This window comes from Nocardia higoensis NBRC 100133, assembly GCF_000308595.1.
Taxonomy (GTDB): Bacteria; Actinomycetota; Actinomycetes; order Mycobacteriales; family Mycobacteriaceae; genus Nocardia; species Nocardia higoensis.
Map to the genome: position 1 here is coordinate 1 of NZ_BAGA01000078.1, position 16,930 is coordinate 16,930.

The window sequence follows — 16,930 nt, forward strand, 5'->3', positions numbered from 1 at the left end:
GTGCGGAGCCGCGGCATTCAGCAATCTCTTCGCAACCATGCTCGGGTGGCCGAGGAGCCCCGGGCGCCGGTACCGCTCGGTAAGTCCCCTCGCACCCCGCACGACATGCACGAGGTGATCCACCGGCTGGTCGGCGGAAATCGGCACGGCGACAGCGGCTTTTCCGGAGTTCGCAGCCGGATGCGACGGCCTTGCCGGAGAAGGCACGCACGACGGCGCCGGACGGGAATCGGCTACTCGTCGGCAGCCTGCTCGGCGTCGGGCTGCTCGGCGTCGGTCTGCTCCGCATCGGGCTGCTCCGCATCGGTCTGCTCGGCGTCGGGCTGCTCGGCGTCGGTCTGCTCCGCATCGGCCTGCTCCGCATCGGCCTGCTCCACGCCGGCCTGCTCCACGCCGGCCTGCTCCACGGCGGCCTGCTCCTGCCTGCCGACGAGCAATGCGGGTGCGAACGCGGCGGTCGCGGTCGCGGCGGCCGCCGAGGTGCCCGCGATCGCCCAGCCCACGGGGCCGAGGGGGCGGCAACCGAAATAGGTGCACAACCCGGGAGTCATGACGACGGCGCCGAGAACGGCTCCGCTCGCGGCGATCGTCGCCCAGACCAGCGGGCTGCGGTGACCGGAGAGCAGTGTCTGGCCGAGCTGGGTACCGATCAGAGCCACCAGGCCGATCGTGGCGGCGCGGCGCCGGGTGCCGGTGTAGCGCCCGATGGTCCAGGCGGCCGAAGCGCCCGAGGCCGTGGCGATTCCGCGGATCGACAGGGTCCTGATCAGATCGGCCCCGAGCACGGCGGGAGGCATGGCGGCCAGCCGATCCGACGCCAGGCGCGCCTGCGCGACCGGATCGTCGGCGGCTTCCGCATCCTCGTCGTCACGCTCGGGCGACAGGGCCAACGCCATCGCGGGGAACATGTCGGTCAGCATGTTCACCAGCAGGAATTGGCGGGTACCCAGCGGCGCCTCGCCGCTGAGCGCGGTGCCGTAGAGCGTGAAGGCCACCTCGCCCGCGTTGCCGCCCACGAGCACGCCCACGGCGTCGGTCACCCGCTGCCACATGCCACGCCCCTCCACCAGCGCGTGCAGCAGCGCCAGCGGGTCGGGCTCGGTGAGCACCAGATCGGCCGCATTGCGCGCGGCGACCGAACCGGCCGCGCCGACCCCGATACCGACATCGGCCGTCCGGATGGCGGCGGCGTCGTTGCTGCCGTCACCGGTCATGCCGACCACGTGACCCGCGCGGCGCAGCGCGGCGACGATCCTGACCTTCTGCGCCGGATCGACCCGCGCGAACACGGTGCTGCGATCGATCAACGCGCATTCCGCGGTCTCGTCGAGTCCGTCCAAATCCGCCCCGGTGGCGACCTCCGTGGCCTCGATGCCCAGCTTGCGCGCCACCGCCTGCGCCGTCACCGGATGATCGCCGGTGATCATGCGGACGCTGATCCCGTTCTCGCGCACTGCCTCCACCATCGCCCGGGACTGCGGCCGCGGAAGATCGGTCAGACCTAGGAAGCCGAGCAGGGTGAGTTCGCCGACCATCCGCTCGACATCGTCGGGTTCCCTGGACAGGTCCCGGCGGGCGACCACGAGCACGCGCAGCCCCTGCTCGGCCAGCTCGTGCACCATCCGTTCGGCGCGCTCGCGCTGTCGCTCGCCGAACGGCCCGGTGCCCTCGGCCCCGGTGCGCACCCGGGCGCACCGTGCGAGCACGATTTCCGGGGCGCCCTTCACCACCAACCGGAGCTTGCGGGTGGTGCGGCCGAGCGCGGCGGCATATCCGCGATTGGATTCGAACGGGATCTCCTCGATCGAATCCCATCGGTCGTCGTTTCCGAGCACGGCGGCGGCGTCGAGCACGGCGCGGTCGGTGGCGTGCACGACCGGGCCGTCGCCGGGATCCGGGCAGGCCCTGGCCGCGGCGCGCAACAGCCTGCGCGCGGCGGCGGAGTCGGCGTCCGGGGACCATTGTTCATCCGAATCCGCCAGAGCGGCCAGTCGCAGCCGTCCCTCGGTCAGCGTGCCGGTCTTGTCGAAGCACAGGGTGTCGACACGTCCGAGTGCCTCGACGGTGCGGCTGGCCCGGACCAGCACCCCGTGACGCGACAGCCGCCGGGCCGCGGCCAGCTGGGCGACGGTGGCCACCAGCGGAAGCCCTTCGGGCACCGCCGCGACCGCCACCGCCACACCGTCGGCGATCGCGGTGCGCAGCACCCGCCCGCGCAGCACGCCGAGCACGGTGACCACGCCGCCGCCGGTCAGGGTGAGTGGCAACACCCGATCGGTCAGCCGGCGCAATTGCGCTTGCACACCGCCCTTCTCGGGAGGTACGGCGCCCGTCGCCGCGCGGCCCGCCTGGGTCTCCGTCCCGAGCGCGACGACCACCGCCCATCCGGTGCCGTTGACCACGGTGGTGCCTTCGAAGATCATGCACGTCCGGTCGGCCACCGCCGCCCCCGGCGCCGCGGCCACGCTCTTCTCGACGGTCACCGATTCCCCGGTCAAGCCGGATTCGTCCATCTCGAGGTCGTCCACCCGCAGCAGACGGGCATCAGCGGGCACCACGTCACCCGCGCGCACGATGATGACGTCCCCGATCATCAGCAGGTCCGCCGGCACCTCGGGCGCCGCCGGGGAGTCCTCGCCGATGTCGTCCGCGAGGCGGCCGGTGAGGCGCTCGGTCTCCAGCAACCGGTCCAGCGCCTTCTCGGCTCGCTGCCGTTGTCGCGCGGACACGACCGCGTTGACGGCCAGCACCGAGGTCAGCAGCAGGGCATCCGCCGAGGAGCCGAGGATGGCGGTCGCGGCCGCACCCACCCCGAGGATCGGCGTGAGCGGATCGGCCAGTTCGCCGCGCAGGTGGCGCGCGAACGACGCGGACGACGAGAGCACCGGATGTCGTCGCGCGCTCGCGACGCCGGTGCGCTCGGACAGCGGCGCAGGCTCCGGCAGCCGGGTCAGCACCTCTTCGGGTTCGAGCGAATGCCACGGCAGCGACGGCGCGAGGATGACCTCGGGCTGGGCGCGCACCGCGCGAATCCCGGTGAAGACGCCGCTGACCAGGGCCGTGTAGTGCGCCGCGGTCATCGGCACGGCACTGTTGCGCCCCTGGGGCGATACGGCCAGCAACAGACCACCCAGCGCGGCCGCCGAGAGCGCCAGCGAGCGGCCACGTTCGCTCATCGCGCGCGCGGGCGCGACCGCGGCGAGCACCCGCTGCAGCTGGGGCATGTCCCGGCAGACCACATCGGCGGCCCACGGGATCTGCCACACGCCGTGCTCACGGCGCGCCAGCCCGATCGCCACATCGGCGGCGGCCATGGCCTTGTGCGCACGCGGGCTGAGAATCGCGACCATATGGCCGCTTTCCTGCAACTCGCGCACGATTTTGCTCATCGACCGGGCACGATCGATGAACTGGTCGCACAGTGAACTCAATTCGACCGTGTCGGCGCCGCCCACGAGCACCACCCGCAGGCCCGCGCCGCGCGCCTGCCGCAGCAGCAGATGCGCCCGTTCGTCGAGTTCACGCCCGATGAGCACCCTTCCGACCGGCTGACCGTCCTCGCGCACCTCCCGCCATACCGGCTTCGAGGTCACGCCCCGGTCGGGATGCCCGGTGCCGAGGTGCACCAGGGCCGTGCTGCCGCGCCCCGGGATGTCCGCGCCGTGCCACAGCCACCGTTGGGCCGCGCTCCAGACCTCTGTGGGCGTCCAGCTCTCGTCGACCGGTTCCGCATCGAGGACCACGCGATGGGAGGTCAGCAGTGTGTCGCCATCGACGACCAGAGCCGACAACCGGTCCAATCGCCGCCAGATCCCCGGATGCAGCGTCAGCGCGCCCGCGCGCGACATCAACGCCGAGACGGTCGAGCTGTACGCCTCACGGCAGGCGCGCGCCGCCCTTGGCGCGCCGAGTTCCAGTGCGCTGGTGGTGTCGACGATCCCGCGTCGCCCCAGTACCGTGGCCAGCGCCCCGGCCATCGAGCCCTCCGCGACCTCGTCCGCGACCCGTTCCACCGGCCCACGCGGCGCCTCCGCCGGGCGGCTTCGCCGGGGTAGCGCGATGGGAATCTCCGGCGGGCGAATGCCCATCTCGGCTTCCCATCGCTGCCACCGGGCATAGCGCGTCAGCGCCTCGGTGAACATCAGGCTTCGCTGCGCGGTGTCGACCATCAGGTCGACGACACCGCGCGCCGCCCGGTCGCCGAGGGCGTTGCCCACCGCGTTCGTGGTGGTGAGCAACAGATCGGTGCGGGGACGTCCCAGTCGTTGTTCCAGCACCCTACGCACGCGCGGCTGGGTGTCGGTGAACGCCGCCGCAGCGCGCAGCGCCCGTGCGGGACCTCGAAGCGGCGTCAGCGCCCCGACGCCGGAGAGCGCCATCGCGCACACATCGCCCGCGACCTGGATGCCCGCCGCCAGCAACGGTTCCCGGTCGTCGGGATGCTCGACCGTGCGACTCCAGTCCAGGTCGTCGACCTCGGCGTCGGCCTCCACCGACTCGACGGCCGACAGCAGTTCCGGCAGGCTCTGCGCGCCGTCCTCGAGCGCGACGACGACGTGACCGGTGACCGCGTTGACCCGCCACCATCGCACCGCCTCCCGGCGCGTCAGGTGCTCGCTCAGCGCGCGCACCACCGCGTCGCTCTTGCTCGTCGTCAAGCCGCGGACCTCGACCGTCGCCCGGTCCCCGTGCACCGCGACCCGGCGTTGCGAGCGGCGCAGATGCGGATCGAGCAGTGCGCCCAGCTCGTGACCCGCCCGGACGTCGCGGCCGAACTCCACCACCGATGTCCCGGCCCTGATCCCGGCGTCCACCACCCGCGCCGGAGCCTCGACCGCGGTCGTCGTCGCCTTCGCCGCCAGCTGCACCCCCGCACGTGCCAGATCGGCCGCGACGACACGCGGCGCTTCCAGCCACCAGGACGAAGTCGCCGCACGCAATGAGACACCCATGCTCCGCGCCTACCCCGGTCACCATGGGCAAAACGGGCAGCTACCGGGGCGAGACCGAATCATCCGAGCTTCGCGATGCCCCTCAGGTCGGCGACGAAGGCGTCGTAGGCCGAGCGCCGGTCGGACGCACGCAGCACCGCCGCGGGGTGGACCGTGGCGACGACCTGGTAGTCCGGTTGCTCGACCACCACCCCGCGCTGTTGGCTCACCTTGACGGACGAGCCGAGGATCGCCTTCGCGGCGATCGCGCCCAGGCACACGACTACGCTCGGCCGGACGACCCGCAGCTCGGCGTCCAGCCATGCCGAACAGGCCACGATCTCGGTGCGCCCCGGTTGTTTGTGGATGCGCCGCTTTCCCCGTTCGACGAACTTGAAGTGCTTCACCGCGTTCGTCAGGTAGACCTCCTCGCGCGCGATCCCCACCTCGGTCAGCGCCCGCTCCAGGAGAGTGCCTGCCGGGCCGACGAACGGGTGGCCCTCTTTGTCCTCCTGATCTCCGGGCTGTTCGCCGATCATGACGATCCGCGCGCGGGCCGGTCCTTCACCGAAGACGGTCTGCGTCGCGTTCCGGTACAGATCGCAGCCGTGACAGCCCTCCGCCGCGTGCGCGAGGCCGCTCAGCGTGGGTTCGCCTGCGGGGAGATAGTCGGTCGCGCCGGTCATCGTCCATCTCCCCTTCCGTCGAGTCCTCCGGCCGGATCGCGTCCGGCACCGGATGCGATACCCCCTGAGCGGATCTTCACCCCGTCGGCGATCAGGCCGCGTCGCGCCCACCCGCTTGCACGGACCGGTGTTTCGGCCCGGGACCTGCGGGTATCCGGCGAGTCGACGCAACCTGCCGGGTAACACGGGAATTCGAAACAGGGACAGGGGCCCGTATGACGTCCATCTGGTCGAAAGCCGGCGACACCGCCACCCGCCCGCCGCTTCCGCCCGGCCTGCGCCACGACTTCGTGGTCGTCGGGGCAGGCCTGACCGGACTGGTCACGGCGCTGCTGCTCACCGAGGCGGGCAAGGACGTGGCCGTCGTGGAAGGCAGGCGGATCGGGGTCGGAACGACCGGCCTCACCACGGGCAAGGTGAGCCTGTTGCAGAGCACGCGCGGCAGCCGGATCGCCCGCCACTGTTCCCTCGACGCGCTGCGCACCTACCTCGACGCCAACCGCGCGGGCCAACGCTGGCTGCTCGACTTCTGCGACTCGCACGGCGTCGATGTGCAGCACCGTGCCGCGATCACCTACGCCCAGAACGCCTCCGCGACCAGGGACATCCGCGCCGAACTCGAGATCACCCGTGCGGCCGGACTGCCCACCGAGTACGTCGACGACCTCGACACCCCGTTCCCCTTCCACGGCGGAGTGCGACTGGCCGATCAGGCCCAGCTGGATCCGATGGCCCTGCTGCGCGCACTGGCCGCCGAACTCGAGGCGCGATCCGTCCCGATCTTCGAGTCCACCCGCGTGCGGGGCGTCGGCTGGGAACCGCGCGGCGACCACCTCGTCCACACCGATCGGGACGACCTGCGCGCCGGTACGGTGATCCTGGCGACCGGCGCCCCCCTCCTCGATCGCGGCGGATTCTTCGCCCGGGTGACCGCCCAGCGCTCCTATCTGAGCTCGTTCCGCGTCGGCGAGCCGATACCGGGCGACATGCTCATCAGCGCGGACTCGCCGACGCGATCGCTGCGCACGGTCCCGGCCGACGACGGCGAACTGCTTCTCGTCGGCGGCAACGGCCACGAGGTGGGGCGCGCCGGGGACACCACCCGACTGGTCGACGACCTGATCGAGTGGACGCGGCGCCACCTGCCCACCGCCGAACCCCTCACGCACTGGTCCGCCCAGGACTACACGCCGGTCGGCGAACTGCCGTATGCCGGGCCCGTATTGCCCGGCAGTGACCGCATTCTGATCGCGACCGGATACGCGAAATGGGGGCTCACGAACGGGGTCGCCGCCGCGCTGACGCTGACCGGGCACATCACCGGCGCCCCGCCGGACTGGGCGCGGGTGTTCACGACCTGGCGACCACCGGACCTGCGGTCGATCACCGCGGCCGCCACCGCCAATACCGCTGTGCTGCAACATCTCACCACCGGGTGGCTGTCCGGCCTGCTCGGCGACGGATCCGGCGACCGGCCCGCCGAAGGATGCGGACGGGTACACCGGCAGGGATTGCGCCCGGCCGCCACCGCGACGGTGGACGGCGTGACCACCACGGTGTCGGCGATCTGCCCGCATCTGTACGGCGTGGTCCGATGGAATTCGGCCGAGAAGTCATGGGACTGCCCGTTGCACGGCTCCCGTTTCGCCACGGACGGCACCGTCCTCGAGGGACCGGCCACCCGGCCGCTGGCTCCGTAGCGCGGCGGGCCGCGACGGTGAGCGATCATCCGATCTGGTCGGCCGTCGCGGCCCTCGCCGCCGCGGCGATGTTCGCGGTGGCGGCGGTGGCCCAGCAGCGAGCCGCGGCCGCGGTCCCCGAGGAGGAGTCGCTGGTCGGCTCACTGGTGCGGAATCCGCGGTGGCTGGCGGGAATCGGCGCGGACGGGGGCGGCTACGGACTGCAGGTGGCCGCGCTCGCCCTCGGCCCGGTGTTGATCGTGCAACCACTGCTGGTCACCGCGCTGGTGTTCGCGCTCCCGCTCTCCGCCCGTATCGACGGGCGGCGCGTGGCGGGCCGGACCTGGTGCCTGGCGCTGCTGCTCGTCGTCGCGCTGGCCGCCTTCCTGCTCGTCGGCAGACCCACCGCGGGCAACCCTTCGGCGCCGCTGCGGCACTGGCTGATTCCGCTGGCCGTGCTGCTCGGTAGCGTTCTGATCGCGGTGCTCGTCGCGAGCGCCGGCCGCAGGCGCTTCGCGGACACGGGCCCCCGATCCGGCGGAGCCCGCGCCGCACTGCTGTTCGGCGCGGCGGGCGGCGCGCTGTTCGGCCTGGCCGCGGCGCTCACCGATTTCGTGGCGGGCCGGTTCGCCGACGGCCTCGACGCGGTGCTGAGCAGCTGGCAGACCTGGGCGCTGATCGCCGCCGGCCTCATCGGTGTCTACCTGCAGCAGCGCGCTTTTCAAGCGGGCAGTCTCACCGCCGCGCTACCGGCGGCCACCGTCGCCGAGCCGCTGGCGGCCGCGTACCTCGGCCTCACCGTGCTCGACGAGAGCCTGCGCACCGACGGGCTCGCGCTCGTCGTGGTGCCGGTGGCGGTGCTCGTCCTGTGCGTCACCGCCGTGGCCCTCGCGCGGGCCGAGGCCGCCGACTGACGCCGCCGGTGCACCGCTCTGCCCCTGTGCACGGACTCCGCGCGGAATCCGGCGCGCCCGCCCGCTCGTCGTTACTATCGGTCGAGTGCAGTTCCTCCCCGGACACCAGCCGCCCTACGACCTGACCTACGACGATCTCTTCCTCGTCCCGAACCGGACGGATGTGGCGTCGCGGTTCGACGTGGATCTGTCGACCGTCGACGGATCGGGCACCACCATCCCCCTCGTCGTGGCGAACATGACCGCCGTGGCGGGCAGGCGCATGGCCGAGACCGTCGCCCGGCGCGGCGGCATCGTCGTTCTGCCGCAGGACATTCCGCTCGGCGCGGCTGCCGACACCATCGCCTTCGTGAAGAGCCGCTCGCTCACCGCGGACACCCCGGTGGCGCTCGAGCCGGACCGCTCGGTCTCCGAAGCGGTCGCCCTGATGCACAAGCGCGCGCACGGCGCGGTCGTGGTGGTCGAGGCGGGCAAGCCGGTGGGGGTGGTCACCGAGGCGGCCTGCGCCGATGTCGACCGCTTCGCCCGGCTCAGCGAGATCGCCGAGAGCGACTTCGTGCGGGCTCCGGCCGGCACCTCCCCGCGTGATCTCTTCGATCTGCTCGAGTCCCGGCACGCGCACCTGGCCGTGCTCACCGCCGAGGACGGCTCGCTGGCCGGAGTGATGACCCGCACCGGCGCCATCCGAGCGGGGATCTACCAGCCCGCCGTCGACGCCGAGGGCGGGCTGCGCGTCGCGGCCGCGGTCGGCATCAACGGCGACGTCGCGGCCAAGTCGAAATCCCTGGTGGACTCCGGGGCCGATCTGCTGGTCATCGACACCGCGCACGGCCACCAGGAGAAGATGCTCGAGTCGCTGGCCGCTGTCGCCGGGCTCGGCCTCGGCGTCCCGCTGGTCGCGGGCAATGTCGTCTCCGCCCAGGGCGTGCGCGATCTCGCCGAGGCGGGCGCGGACATCATCAAGGTCGGCGTCGGCCCTGGCGCGATGTGCACGACCAGGATGATGACCGGTGTCGGACGCCCGCAGTTCTCCGCGGTGGCCGAATGCTCCGCCGCCGCGAAACAGGCCGGCGTGCACGTATGGGCCGACGGCGGCGTCCGCCATCCGCGTGATGTCGCGCTGGCACTCGCGGCAGGCGCTTCCAACGTGATGATCGGCTCCTGGTTCGCCGGCACCTACGAATCCCCGGGCGATCTGCGGGTCGATCGCGACGGCAATGCCTACAAGGAGAGCTTCGGCATGGCCTCCAAGCGGGCCGTCGCCGCCCGCACCGCCACCGACAGCGGTTTCGACCGGGCCCGCAAGGCGCTGTTCGAGGAAGGCATCTCCAGCTCGCGGATGCGGCTCGACCCCGAACGCCCCGGTGTCGAAGATCTCATCGACCACATCTGCTCGGGCGTCCGCAGCGCGTGCACCTACGCGGGCGCGCGCACACTGCCGGAGTTTCACGAGCGTGCGGTGCTCGGCGTGCAGTCGGCGGCGGGCTTCGCGGAGGGACGGCCGCTGCCCGGCGGGTGGTGAACGGACCCGCGCCCGGCGCCGAACGAAGCGAACCCGCCGACACATCGGATCGGCGCGGCGGCGACAGCCCGGTAACATGATGGTTGCCGGGCTGTCCCCGGTCTCACGTCACACGGCACAACGCTGCCACGTCGAAAGGGAACACGTTGCCACCCGCGTCCGAGGGCGCCACTCAGGAGGGCTCCTCTACCGAGCCGGGTGACAAACCCGGCGCACTCCCCGATAACGCTCCCCCTGGACGGTGCTGACCTTGTCCACCGTTCTGACGATCCTCAGCATTCTCGGCTTCATCGCCCTGACCGCCGGCACGGCCTTGTTCGTCGCCGCGGAATTCTCCCTGACCGCCTTGGAACGCAGCACCGTCGAGGCCGCCGCCCGCTCGGGCGATGTGCGCTCACGGATGGTCCGCCAGGCCCATCGCACCCTGTCGTTCCAGCTCTCCGGCGCGCAGCTGGGCATCACCATCACCACCCTGATCACCGGTTACATCGCCGAACCGGTCATCGCGCGGCTGCTCGGGCCGCTGTTCGCCGTGCTCGGCCTGTCCGAGGGCGCCGCGAGCGGTCTGTCGCTGGCGCTGGCGCTGATCATCGCCACCTCGCTATCGATGATCTACGGCGAGCTGGTCCCCAAGAACATCGCGATCGCCAAGCCGATGGCCACCGCCCGCGCGACCGCGGCCCCGATGGTCGGCTTCTCCGTGGTGTTCAAGCCGATGATCCATTTCCTCAACAACACCGCCAACTGGGTGGTGCGCAGGGTCGGCGTCGAACCCGCCGAGGAACTGCGCTCGGCGCGTTCCCCCCAGGAACTGGGCTCGCTGGTGCGTACCTCGGCCCAGCGCGGCTCGCTCGACCAGCGCACCGCGCTGGTGGTGGATCGCTCGCTGCAGTTCGGCGAGCGCATCGCCGAGGAGCTGATGACCCCGCGGGTGAAGGTGGAGTCGCTGGACAAGGACGACACCATCGCCGATCTGATCGCCGCCGCCGAGCGCACCGGCTACTCCAGGTTCCCGGTCATCGACGGCGACCTGGACAACACACTCGGCGTGGTGCACGTCAAACAGGCCTTCGCCCATCCGGCGAGCGAGCGGCGCACCATTCCGCTGCACGCGCTGGCCACGCCGGTGCCCGCGGTGCCCGCCAGCCTCGACGGTGACGAGCTGCTCGAGCGGGTGCGCGCGCACGGCATGCAGGTGGCGCTGGTCGTCGACGAATACGGCGGCACCGCGGGCCTGGTGTCGATGGAGGATCTGATCGAGGAGATCCTCGGCGACGTCCGTGACGAGCACGACGAGGAGGAACTCGACGTGCGCCGCACGTCCGACGGCTGGGACTGCTCGGGCCTGCTGCGCATCGACGAGGTCGGCCGGGCCACCGGCTACGAAGCGCCCGAGGGCGAGTACGAGACGCTGGGCGGCCTCGTGCTGACCATGCTCGGCCGCATGCCCGAGGTCGACGACGAGGTGGTGCTGCCGAGCTCGGCGGCCTCGCACCATCAGCAGATCGACGAGAACGCCGGCCACGGCGGATGGATCGCGCGCGTGGAGCGCATGGACGGCAGGCGCATCGACCGCGTCCGGCTGATCCCTGTCCCCGCCGAGAACCTGCTGCCGCGCACACTCCAGGAGAACAACCATGGGTGATCTCTTCGGAGTGGTCCTGACCTTCGTGCTGCTGGCGGGCAACGCCTTCTTCGTCGCCGCCGAGTTCGCGTTGATCTCGGCGCGCCGGGACCGGCTCGAGGCGATGGTCGCCCAGGGCAAGCGCAACGCCAGAACCGTCATCAAGGCCGGTGAGAACCTGTCGATGATGCTGGCCGCGGCGCAGCTGGGCATCACCATCTGCTCGATCCTGCTCGGCCGCGTCGGCGAACCGGCGGTCGCGCACCTGCTGGAGAAGCCGTTCCACGCGCTGGGCATGCCCGATGAGCTGTTGCATCCGGTGTCGTTCGCGATCGCGCTGGCCATCGTGGTGATCCTGCACATCCTGCTCGGCGAGATGATCCCGAAGAACATCGCGCTGGCCGGCCCCGAACGCAGCGCGTTGCTGCTGGTGCCGATCCACCTCGTGTTCCTGCGGCTGGCCCGCCCGCTCATCGCGCTCTACAACCTGGCCGCCAACCTGACGCTGCGGATGCTGCGCATCGAGCCCAAGGACGAGCTGGACGCCACGGTCTCCAGCGTCGAACTGGCCGAGATGATCGGCGAGTCGCGGTCGGAGGGGCTGCTCGACGAGGAGGAGCACCGGCGGCTGACCCAGGCGCTGGGCACCTCCGAGCGCACCGTCGCCGATGTGATGGTGCCGCTGGCCGCCACCAGGTCGATCCCGCTGCGCGGCAGCGGCACCACCCTGGGCGACATCGAGACCGCCGTCGCCGAGACCGGCTTCTCGCGCTATCCGGTGCGCGCGGGCGACGGCTCGCTGGTCGGCTATCTGCACGTCAAGGACGTGCTGGACAAGGTCGCCGACGAGTCCGCCGGGCCCGGCACACCGATCCCGCGCACCGATATCCGCCCGCTGCCCGCCCTGACCATCGGCACCCCGCTGGTCGAGGCGCTGGCCCGGTTGCGCCGCACCAGCAGCCACCTCGGCCGGGTGGTCGACAGCCGGGGCAACACCTGCGGCATCGTCGCGCTCGAGGATCTGGTGGAGGAGTTCGTCGGCACCGTCCGCGACACCACCCACCGCAACGCGGAGTGATCCGGCCGCACCCGCGCAGTCGCCGCCGCGCCCTCGTCGGAGGGCGCGGCGGCCGTGCTTCACGGGTGCGAGATGATCGAGGGCGATGAACAGCAGCAGGGCGATGGACAGCAGTGACGAAAGGGAACGGGCCGCGGTGATCGTGCTGGCCGAAACGCAATGGCGAGCCAGGGCGGCCGCACATCGCGCGCGCTTCGACGAACTCGCGGGCCCGTATCTCGAGCGGCGCGCGGCCGGGGAGTCCCATCCCGTCATCGACTTCCTGTTCACCTACTACGGCCAGAAACCCGCACAACTACGCCGCTGGCATCCCGGCTTCGGCGTCGCGCTGGCGGGCGCGCGCGAGTACGAGGGCGCGCGCGGCTACCACCGGATCGACGAGGACGTCCACACCGCCGACCCCGCTTTCCTGAACCGCAGACGCGACACCGTGCGCTTCGTCGCCGAACTGCTCCGGGCCACCGCCACCCGACCACCGCACCTGTCCTGCTTCGGCCTGCACGAATGGGCCATGGTGTACCGCACCGACGACGTCCGCCACCAGCAGGTGCCGTTGCGCCTGGGCAGTGCGGGCACCGACGCGGTGGTGGAGTCGATGTCGCTGCGCTGCACCCATTTCGACGCCTTCCGCTTCTTCACCCCCGACGCGGTGGGGCGCAACGCCGCCCCGCTCACCCGCGACGACCAGATCGCCGCCGAGCAGCCCGGTTGTCTCCACGCGAACATGGATTTGTACAAATGGTGCTTCAAGCTCCTGCCGCTGGTCGACTCCGATCTGCTGTTGGACTGCTTCGAGCTGGCCTGCGCGGCCCGCGACCTGGACATGCGCGCCAGCCCCTACGACTTGCGTGACTACGGCTACGAACCGGTCCGCATCGAAACCCCGTCGGGCCGTTCCGACTACGTGCGCAGCCAGCTGGCCCTCACCGAGCGTGCCGGGGCATTGCGCCGCCGGCTGATCGAGGTCTGCGAGCGACTGCTCGACCAGTCCGCCGCACCCGTCGGCACGGCCGCCGTCCGCGGGTAGCGGCCGATCCCCGGTAGTGGTCCCGAACCGGGCGCCCGTATCGTCGGAGCCGGGCGATGCACGCGACGCGGCCGCCCGTGAGCGCTGGGAAGGACGGACGCACCGCGCATGATCGAACTGGATCGGATCACCGTGCCCGAGCACGTGTTCGGCTACCCGGAGGTCGCCTTCGGCGGGTACATCGCGGGCGCGCTGGCCGAGCGCTCCCCCGGCGCCACCCAGCGCGTCGATTTCCGCGGCAGGGTGCCCGTCGGCACACCGCTGTCGCTGGCCCGCACCGACCGGGGCGGCACCGCGCTCACCGATGCGGCGGGCGCCGTTCTCACCGAGGCGCATCCGGCGAGCCTGGATCTCGACGTGCCGTCCTGCCCCGAATGGGACGAGGTCGTCGCCGCCACCGAACGCGGACTGAAATCCGAGAAACGCCTGTTCACCCACTGTTACGGATGCGGGTCCGGCTGCCCGCCCGGAAAAGGCCTGCGCCTGTTCCCCTGCACCTTGCGCGAGCGTGGTCTGGTCGTCTCGGCGTGGACGCCCGATCCGGGGCTGGCCGGGCCCGACGGCCTGTTGTCGATCGAGAACGTCTGGGCCGCCCTCGACTGCCCCGGCGCCTGGGCGGGCTTCGCCTACCACCGGATGGCGATGGGCGCGGTGACCGCCGCACTCACCGCGACGGTGCTCGCCCCGGTGGAAACCGGTGTCGCGCACACGAGTTTCGCCTGGCCGGTGGCGGTCGACGGACGCAAGCACACCGTCGGCGTCGCCCTGGCCACCGCCGCCGGCGAACTGTGCGCGGTGGCCGAGGCACTGTGGATCGAGCCGCGCGAACCCGGGTCGCCCGCGCTGGTGTAGAACTCCCCGGAAACGAAACGACCCCCGGCCCTTGCGGGCCGGGGGTCGAAATCGCTGGTGTCAGCCAGGATCACAGCGGGGGGAAACCCGCGGAACCGGTCGCGAGCCAATTCCAGAACTCCGCGGCGCGGTTGGTGACCAAGGCGACGATGTCGAGAACGACGCTTCCCATGTATACCTAACCTCTCGATGTGCACGTGCGAGGCCCAGGGTAGCGGCATCGGCCGCCCCACTGCGCCCCGGCCTCGCACGCACGGTCGAGTTCCGGGCCGGGCTCTGTTCGGCCTCGCGGCGATCAGCCCCGCGCGGCGGCCTTGGCCTCGCGGCGGCGGCGGTGCAGGATCGGCTCGGTGTAGCCGTTGGGCTGCGTGGTGCCTTCCAGGATCAGTTCCTTGGCGGCCTGGAACGCGATGCTGCCGTCGAAGTCCGGCGACAGCGGACGGTAGTTCGGGTCACCGGCGTTCTGCCGGTCCACCACCGGGGCCATCCGCTGCAGGCTGGCCACCACCTCGTCGGCGGTGACGATGCCGTGGCGCAGCCAGTTGGCCATCAGCTGACTCGAGATGCGCAGCGTCGCACGGTCTTCCATCAGCGCGATGTCCTTGATGTCGGGCACCTTGGAGCAGCCGACGCCCTGGTCGATCCAACGCACCACGTAACCCAGGATGGACTGCGAGTTGTTGTCCAGCTCCTGCTGCTTCTCCTCGGCCGTCCAGTTGGGATCGGCGGCCAGCGGGATCTCCAGGATCTGGTCGACGGTCGCGCGCGGGCCGCCCTTGGCGATCTCGGTCTGCCGCTTGAACACGTCCACCAGGTGGTAGTGGGTGGCGTGCAGGGTGGCGGCGGTCGGCGAGGGCACCCACGCGGTGTTGGCGCCCGCCTTGGGGTGACCGATCTTCTGGACCAGCATGTCGGCCATCAGGTCCGGCATGGCCCACATGCCCTTGCCGATCTGCGCCTTGCCGGACAGGCCGGTGATCAGGCCGGTGTCGACGTTCCAGTCCTCGTAGGAGAGGATCCACTGCTGGGACTTCATATCCGCCTTGCGGACCATCGGCCCGGCCGCCATGGAGGTGTGGATCTCGTCGCCGGTGCGGTCGAGGAAGCCGGTGTTGATGAACACCACGCGGTCCTTGGCGGCGGCGATGCAGGCCTCGAGGTTGACCGTGGTGCGGCGCTCCTCGTCCATGATGCCGACCTTGAGGGTGTGGCGCGGCAGGCCGAGCACGTCCTCGACGCGGTCGAACAGCTCGTTGGCGAAGGCCACCTCGTCGGGGCCGTGCATCTTCGGCTTGACGATGTAGACCGAGCCGGTGCGGCTGTTCTTCAGCGCGACGTCCGCGCGCAGCGAGTGCTTGGCGATCAGCGAGGTGACCAGGCCGTCGAGGATGCCCTCGGGCACCTCGTTGCCCTCGGCGTCGAGGATGGCGTCGGAGGTCATCAGGTGGCCGACATTGCGCACGAACAGCAACGAACGGCCGTGCAGGACCAGTTCCGAACCGTCGAGCGCGGTGTAGACGCGGTCGGGGTTCATGGTGCGGGTGAAGGTCTTGCCGCCCTTGCTGACCTCTTCGGCCAGCGTGCCGGTCATCAGGCCGAGCCAGTTGTGGTAGCCGAGCACCTTGTCCTCGGCGTCGACCGCGGCGACCGAGTCCTCGAAGTCCATGATGGTGGTGACGGCCGACTCGAGCACGATGTCCTTGATGCCCGCGGTGTCGGTGCTGCCGATCGGCGACTCGGGATCGATCTGGATCTCGATGTGCAAGCCGTTGTGCTTCAGCAGGATCGAGGTCGGCGACTCCGGATCACCCAGGTAGCCGACCAGTTGCGAGGCGTCGGCCAGGCCGATCTCGGTGCCGTCCTCGAGGCCGACCTCGAGCTCGCCGTCGACGATCTTGTAGGACGTCGAGCCGATGTGCGAGCCGGTGATCAGGGTGACCGCGTCGTCGAGGAAGTTGCGCGCCCACTCGATGACCTTGTCGCCGCGGACCCGGTTGTAGCCGGAACCCTTCTCGGCGCCGCCGGTCTCCGGGATGGCGTCGGTGCCGTAGAGCGCGTCGTAGAGCGAGCCCCAGCGCGCGTTGGCGGCGTTGATCGCGAAGCGCGCGTTCATCACCGGCACCACCAGCTGCGGGCCCGCGGTGGTGGCGATCTCGGCGTCGACGTTCTCGGTGCCGATGGTGAAATCGGCGGGCTCGGGCCGCAGGTAACCGATCTCGGTCAGGTAGTTCTTGTAGGCCGTCTTGTCGTAGCCGGCGCCGGGGTTCTCGGCGTGCCAGGCATCGAGCTTGCCCTGGATCTCGTCGCGCTCGGCCAGCAGGGCGCGGTTGCGCGGAGCCAGATCGTTGATCACCTGCTCCGCACCCGCCCAGAACGCGGCGGAATCTACGCCGGAGCCGGGCAGCGCCTCGTTCTCGATGAAGTCGTGGAGAACCGTGGCCACCTGGAGCCCGCCGACCTGAATCCGCTCTGTCATCTACTGCCTCATTTCCGAGAAGCCGGGTGGGAAAGGACGGGATTCATATTACCCACCGGTAGTGGACCGATTTTCCAGGGCCGAGGGCGTAACTGCGGATTGGCGGAGCGGGCTCTTGATCGCGGCGGCCGACCGCTTTAA

General features: G+C 71.1%; 10 protein-coding genes. 7 read left to right on the forward strand and 3 right to left on the reverse strand.

The features are described 5' to 3' along the window. Window positions 1-233 precede the first annotated feature (233 nt). Both ON26_RS13890 and ON26_RS13895 read right to left on the reverse strand, forming a co-directional pair. The gene (locus tag ON26_RS13890) at window positions 234-4,952 is read right to left on the reverse strand and encodes a cation-translocating P-type ATPase (protein WP_051027055.1); all 4,719 of its coding nucleotides are present in this window, start codon (window positions 4,950-4,952) and stop codon (window positions 234-236) included. A gap of 59 nt (window positions 4,953-5,011) precedes the next feature. Continuing rightward, window positions 5,012-5,617: a UdgX family uracil-DNA binding protein gene (locus ON26_RS13895; protein WP_040796544.1), complete on the reverse strand. Its 606-nt coding sequence runs from the start codon at window positions 5,615-5,617 to the stop codon at window positions 5,012-5,014. A 215-nt stretch (window positions 5,618-5,832) separates the two neighbouring features. Between ON26_RS13895 and ON26_RS13900 the strand changes: the two genes are divergently transcribed. The 7 genes from ON26_RS13900 to ON26_RS13930 all read left to right on the forward strand — a co-directional run bounded on the left by ON26_RS13900 (window position 5,833) and on the right by ON26_RS13930 (window position 14,313). Then, the gene (locus ON26_RS13900; RefSeq protein ID WP_040796545.1) at window positions 5,833-7,317 is read left to right on the forward strand and encodes an FAD-dependent oxidoreductase; all 1,485 of its coding nucleotides are present in this window, start codon (window positions 5,833-5,835) and stop codon (window positions 7,315-7,317) included. Between the two features lie 17 nt (window positions 7,318-7,334). Beyond that, the gene (locus tag ON26_RS13905) at window positions 7,335-8,210 is read left to right on the forward strand and encodes a DMT family transporter (RefSeq protein WP_040796546.1); all 876 of its coding nucleotides are present in this window, start codon (window positions 7,335-7,337) and stop codon (window positions 8,208-8,210) included. A gap of 85 nt (window positions 8,211-8,295) precedes the next feature. After that, a complete protein-coding gene (locus ON26_RS13910) occupies window positions 8,296-9,732 on the forward strand; it encodes a GuaB1 family IMP dehydrogenase-related protein (RefSeq protein WP_040796547.1) in 1,437 nt (478 codons plus the stop codon). A gap of 250 nt (window positions 9,733-9,982) precedes the next feature. After that, entirely contained in the window at window positions 9,983-11,377 is a 1,395-nt protein-coding gene (locus ON26_RS13915; protein WP_040796552.1) for a hemolysin family protein, read from the forward strand. Next, entirely contained in the window at window positions 11,370-12,434 is a 1,065-nt protein-coding gene (locus ON26_RS13920; RefSeq protein ID WP_040796548.1) for a hemolysin family protein, read from the forward strand. The genes ON26_RS13915 and ON26_RS13920 overlap by 8 nt, the downstream gene beginning before the upstream one ends. 85 nt (window positions 12,435-12,519) lie before the next feature. Beyond that, window positions 12,520-13,461, forward strand: coding sequence for a 3-methyladenine DNA glycosylase (locus tag ON26_RS13925; protein ID WP_245545850.1), 942 nt, complete (start codon window positions 12,520-12,522; stop codon window positions 13,459-13,461). 108 nt (window positions 13,462-13,569) lie between these two features. After that, window positions 13,570-14,313 carry a PaaI family thioesterase gene (locus tag ON26_RS13930; protein WP_040796549.1) on the forward strand — a complete coding sequence of 248 codons (744 nt, stop codon included), beginning with the start codon at window positions 13,570-13,572 and terminating at the stop codon, window positions 14,311-14,313. A gap of 295 nt (window positions 14,314-14,608) precedes the next feature. Here ON26_RS13930 and ON26_RS13935 read toward each other — a convergent pair whose 3' ends face one another. Beyond that, window positions 14,609-16,789, reverse strand: a complete 2,181-nt coding sequence (locus tag ON26_RS13935) for a malate synthase G (RefSeq protein ID WP_040796550.1) — start codon at window positions 16,787-16,789, stop codon at window positions 14,609-14,611. Window positions 16,790-16,930 lie beyond the last annotated feature (141 nt).

Coding starts and splice junctions, on each gene's coding strand:
- ON26_RS13935 (WP_040796550.1), bottom strand. CDS start 16,789: ATGACAGAGCGGATTCAGGTCGGCGGGCTCCAGGTGGCCACGGTTCTC.
- ON26_RS13895 (WP_040796544.1), bottom strand. CDS start 5,617: ATGACCGGCGCGACCGACTATCTCCCCGCAGGCGAACCCACGCTGAGC.
- ON26_RS13890 (WP_051027055.1), bottom strand. CDS start 4,952: ATGGGTGTCTCATTGCGTGCGGCGACTTCGTCCTGGTGGCTGGAAGCG.
- ON26_RS13900 (WP_040796545.1), top strand. CDS start 5,833: ATGACGTCCATCTGGTCGAAAGCCGGCGACACCGCCACCCGCCCGCCG.
- ON26_RS13925 (WP_245545850.1), top strand. CDS start 12,520: ATGAACAGCAGCAGGGCGATGGACAGCAGTGACGAAAGGGAACGGGCC.
- ON26_RS13930 (WP_040796549.1), top strand. CDS start 13,570: ATGATCGAACTGGATCGGATCACCGTGCCCGAGCACGTGTTCGGCTAC.
- ON26_RS13920 (WP_040796548.1), top strand. CDS start 11,370: ATGGGTGATCTCTTCGGAGTGGTCCTGACCTTCGTGCTGCTGGCGGGC.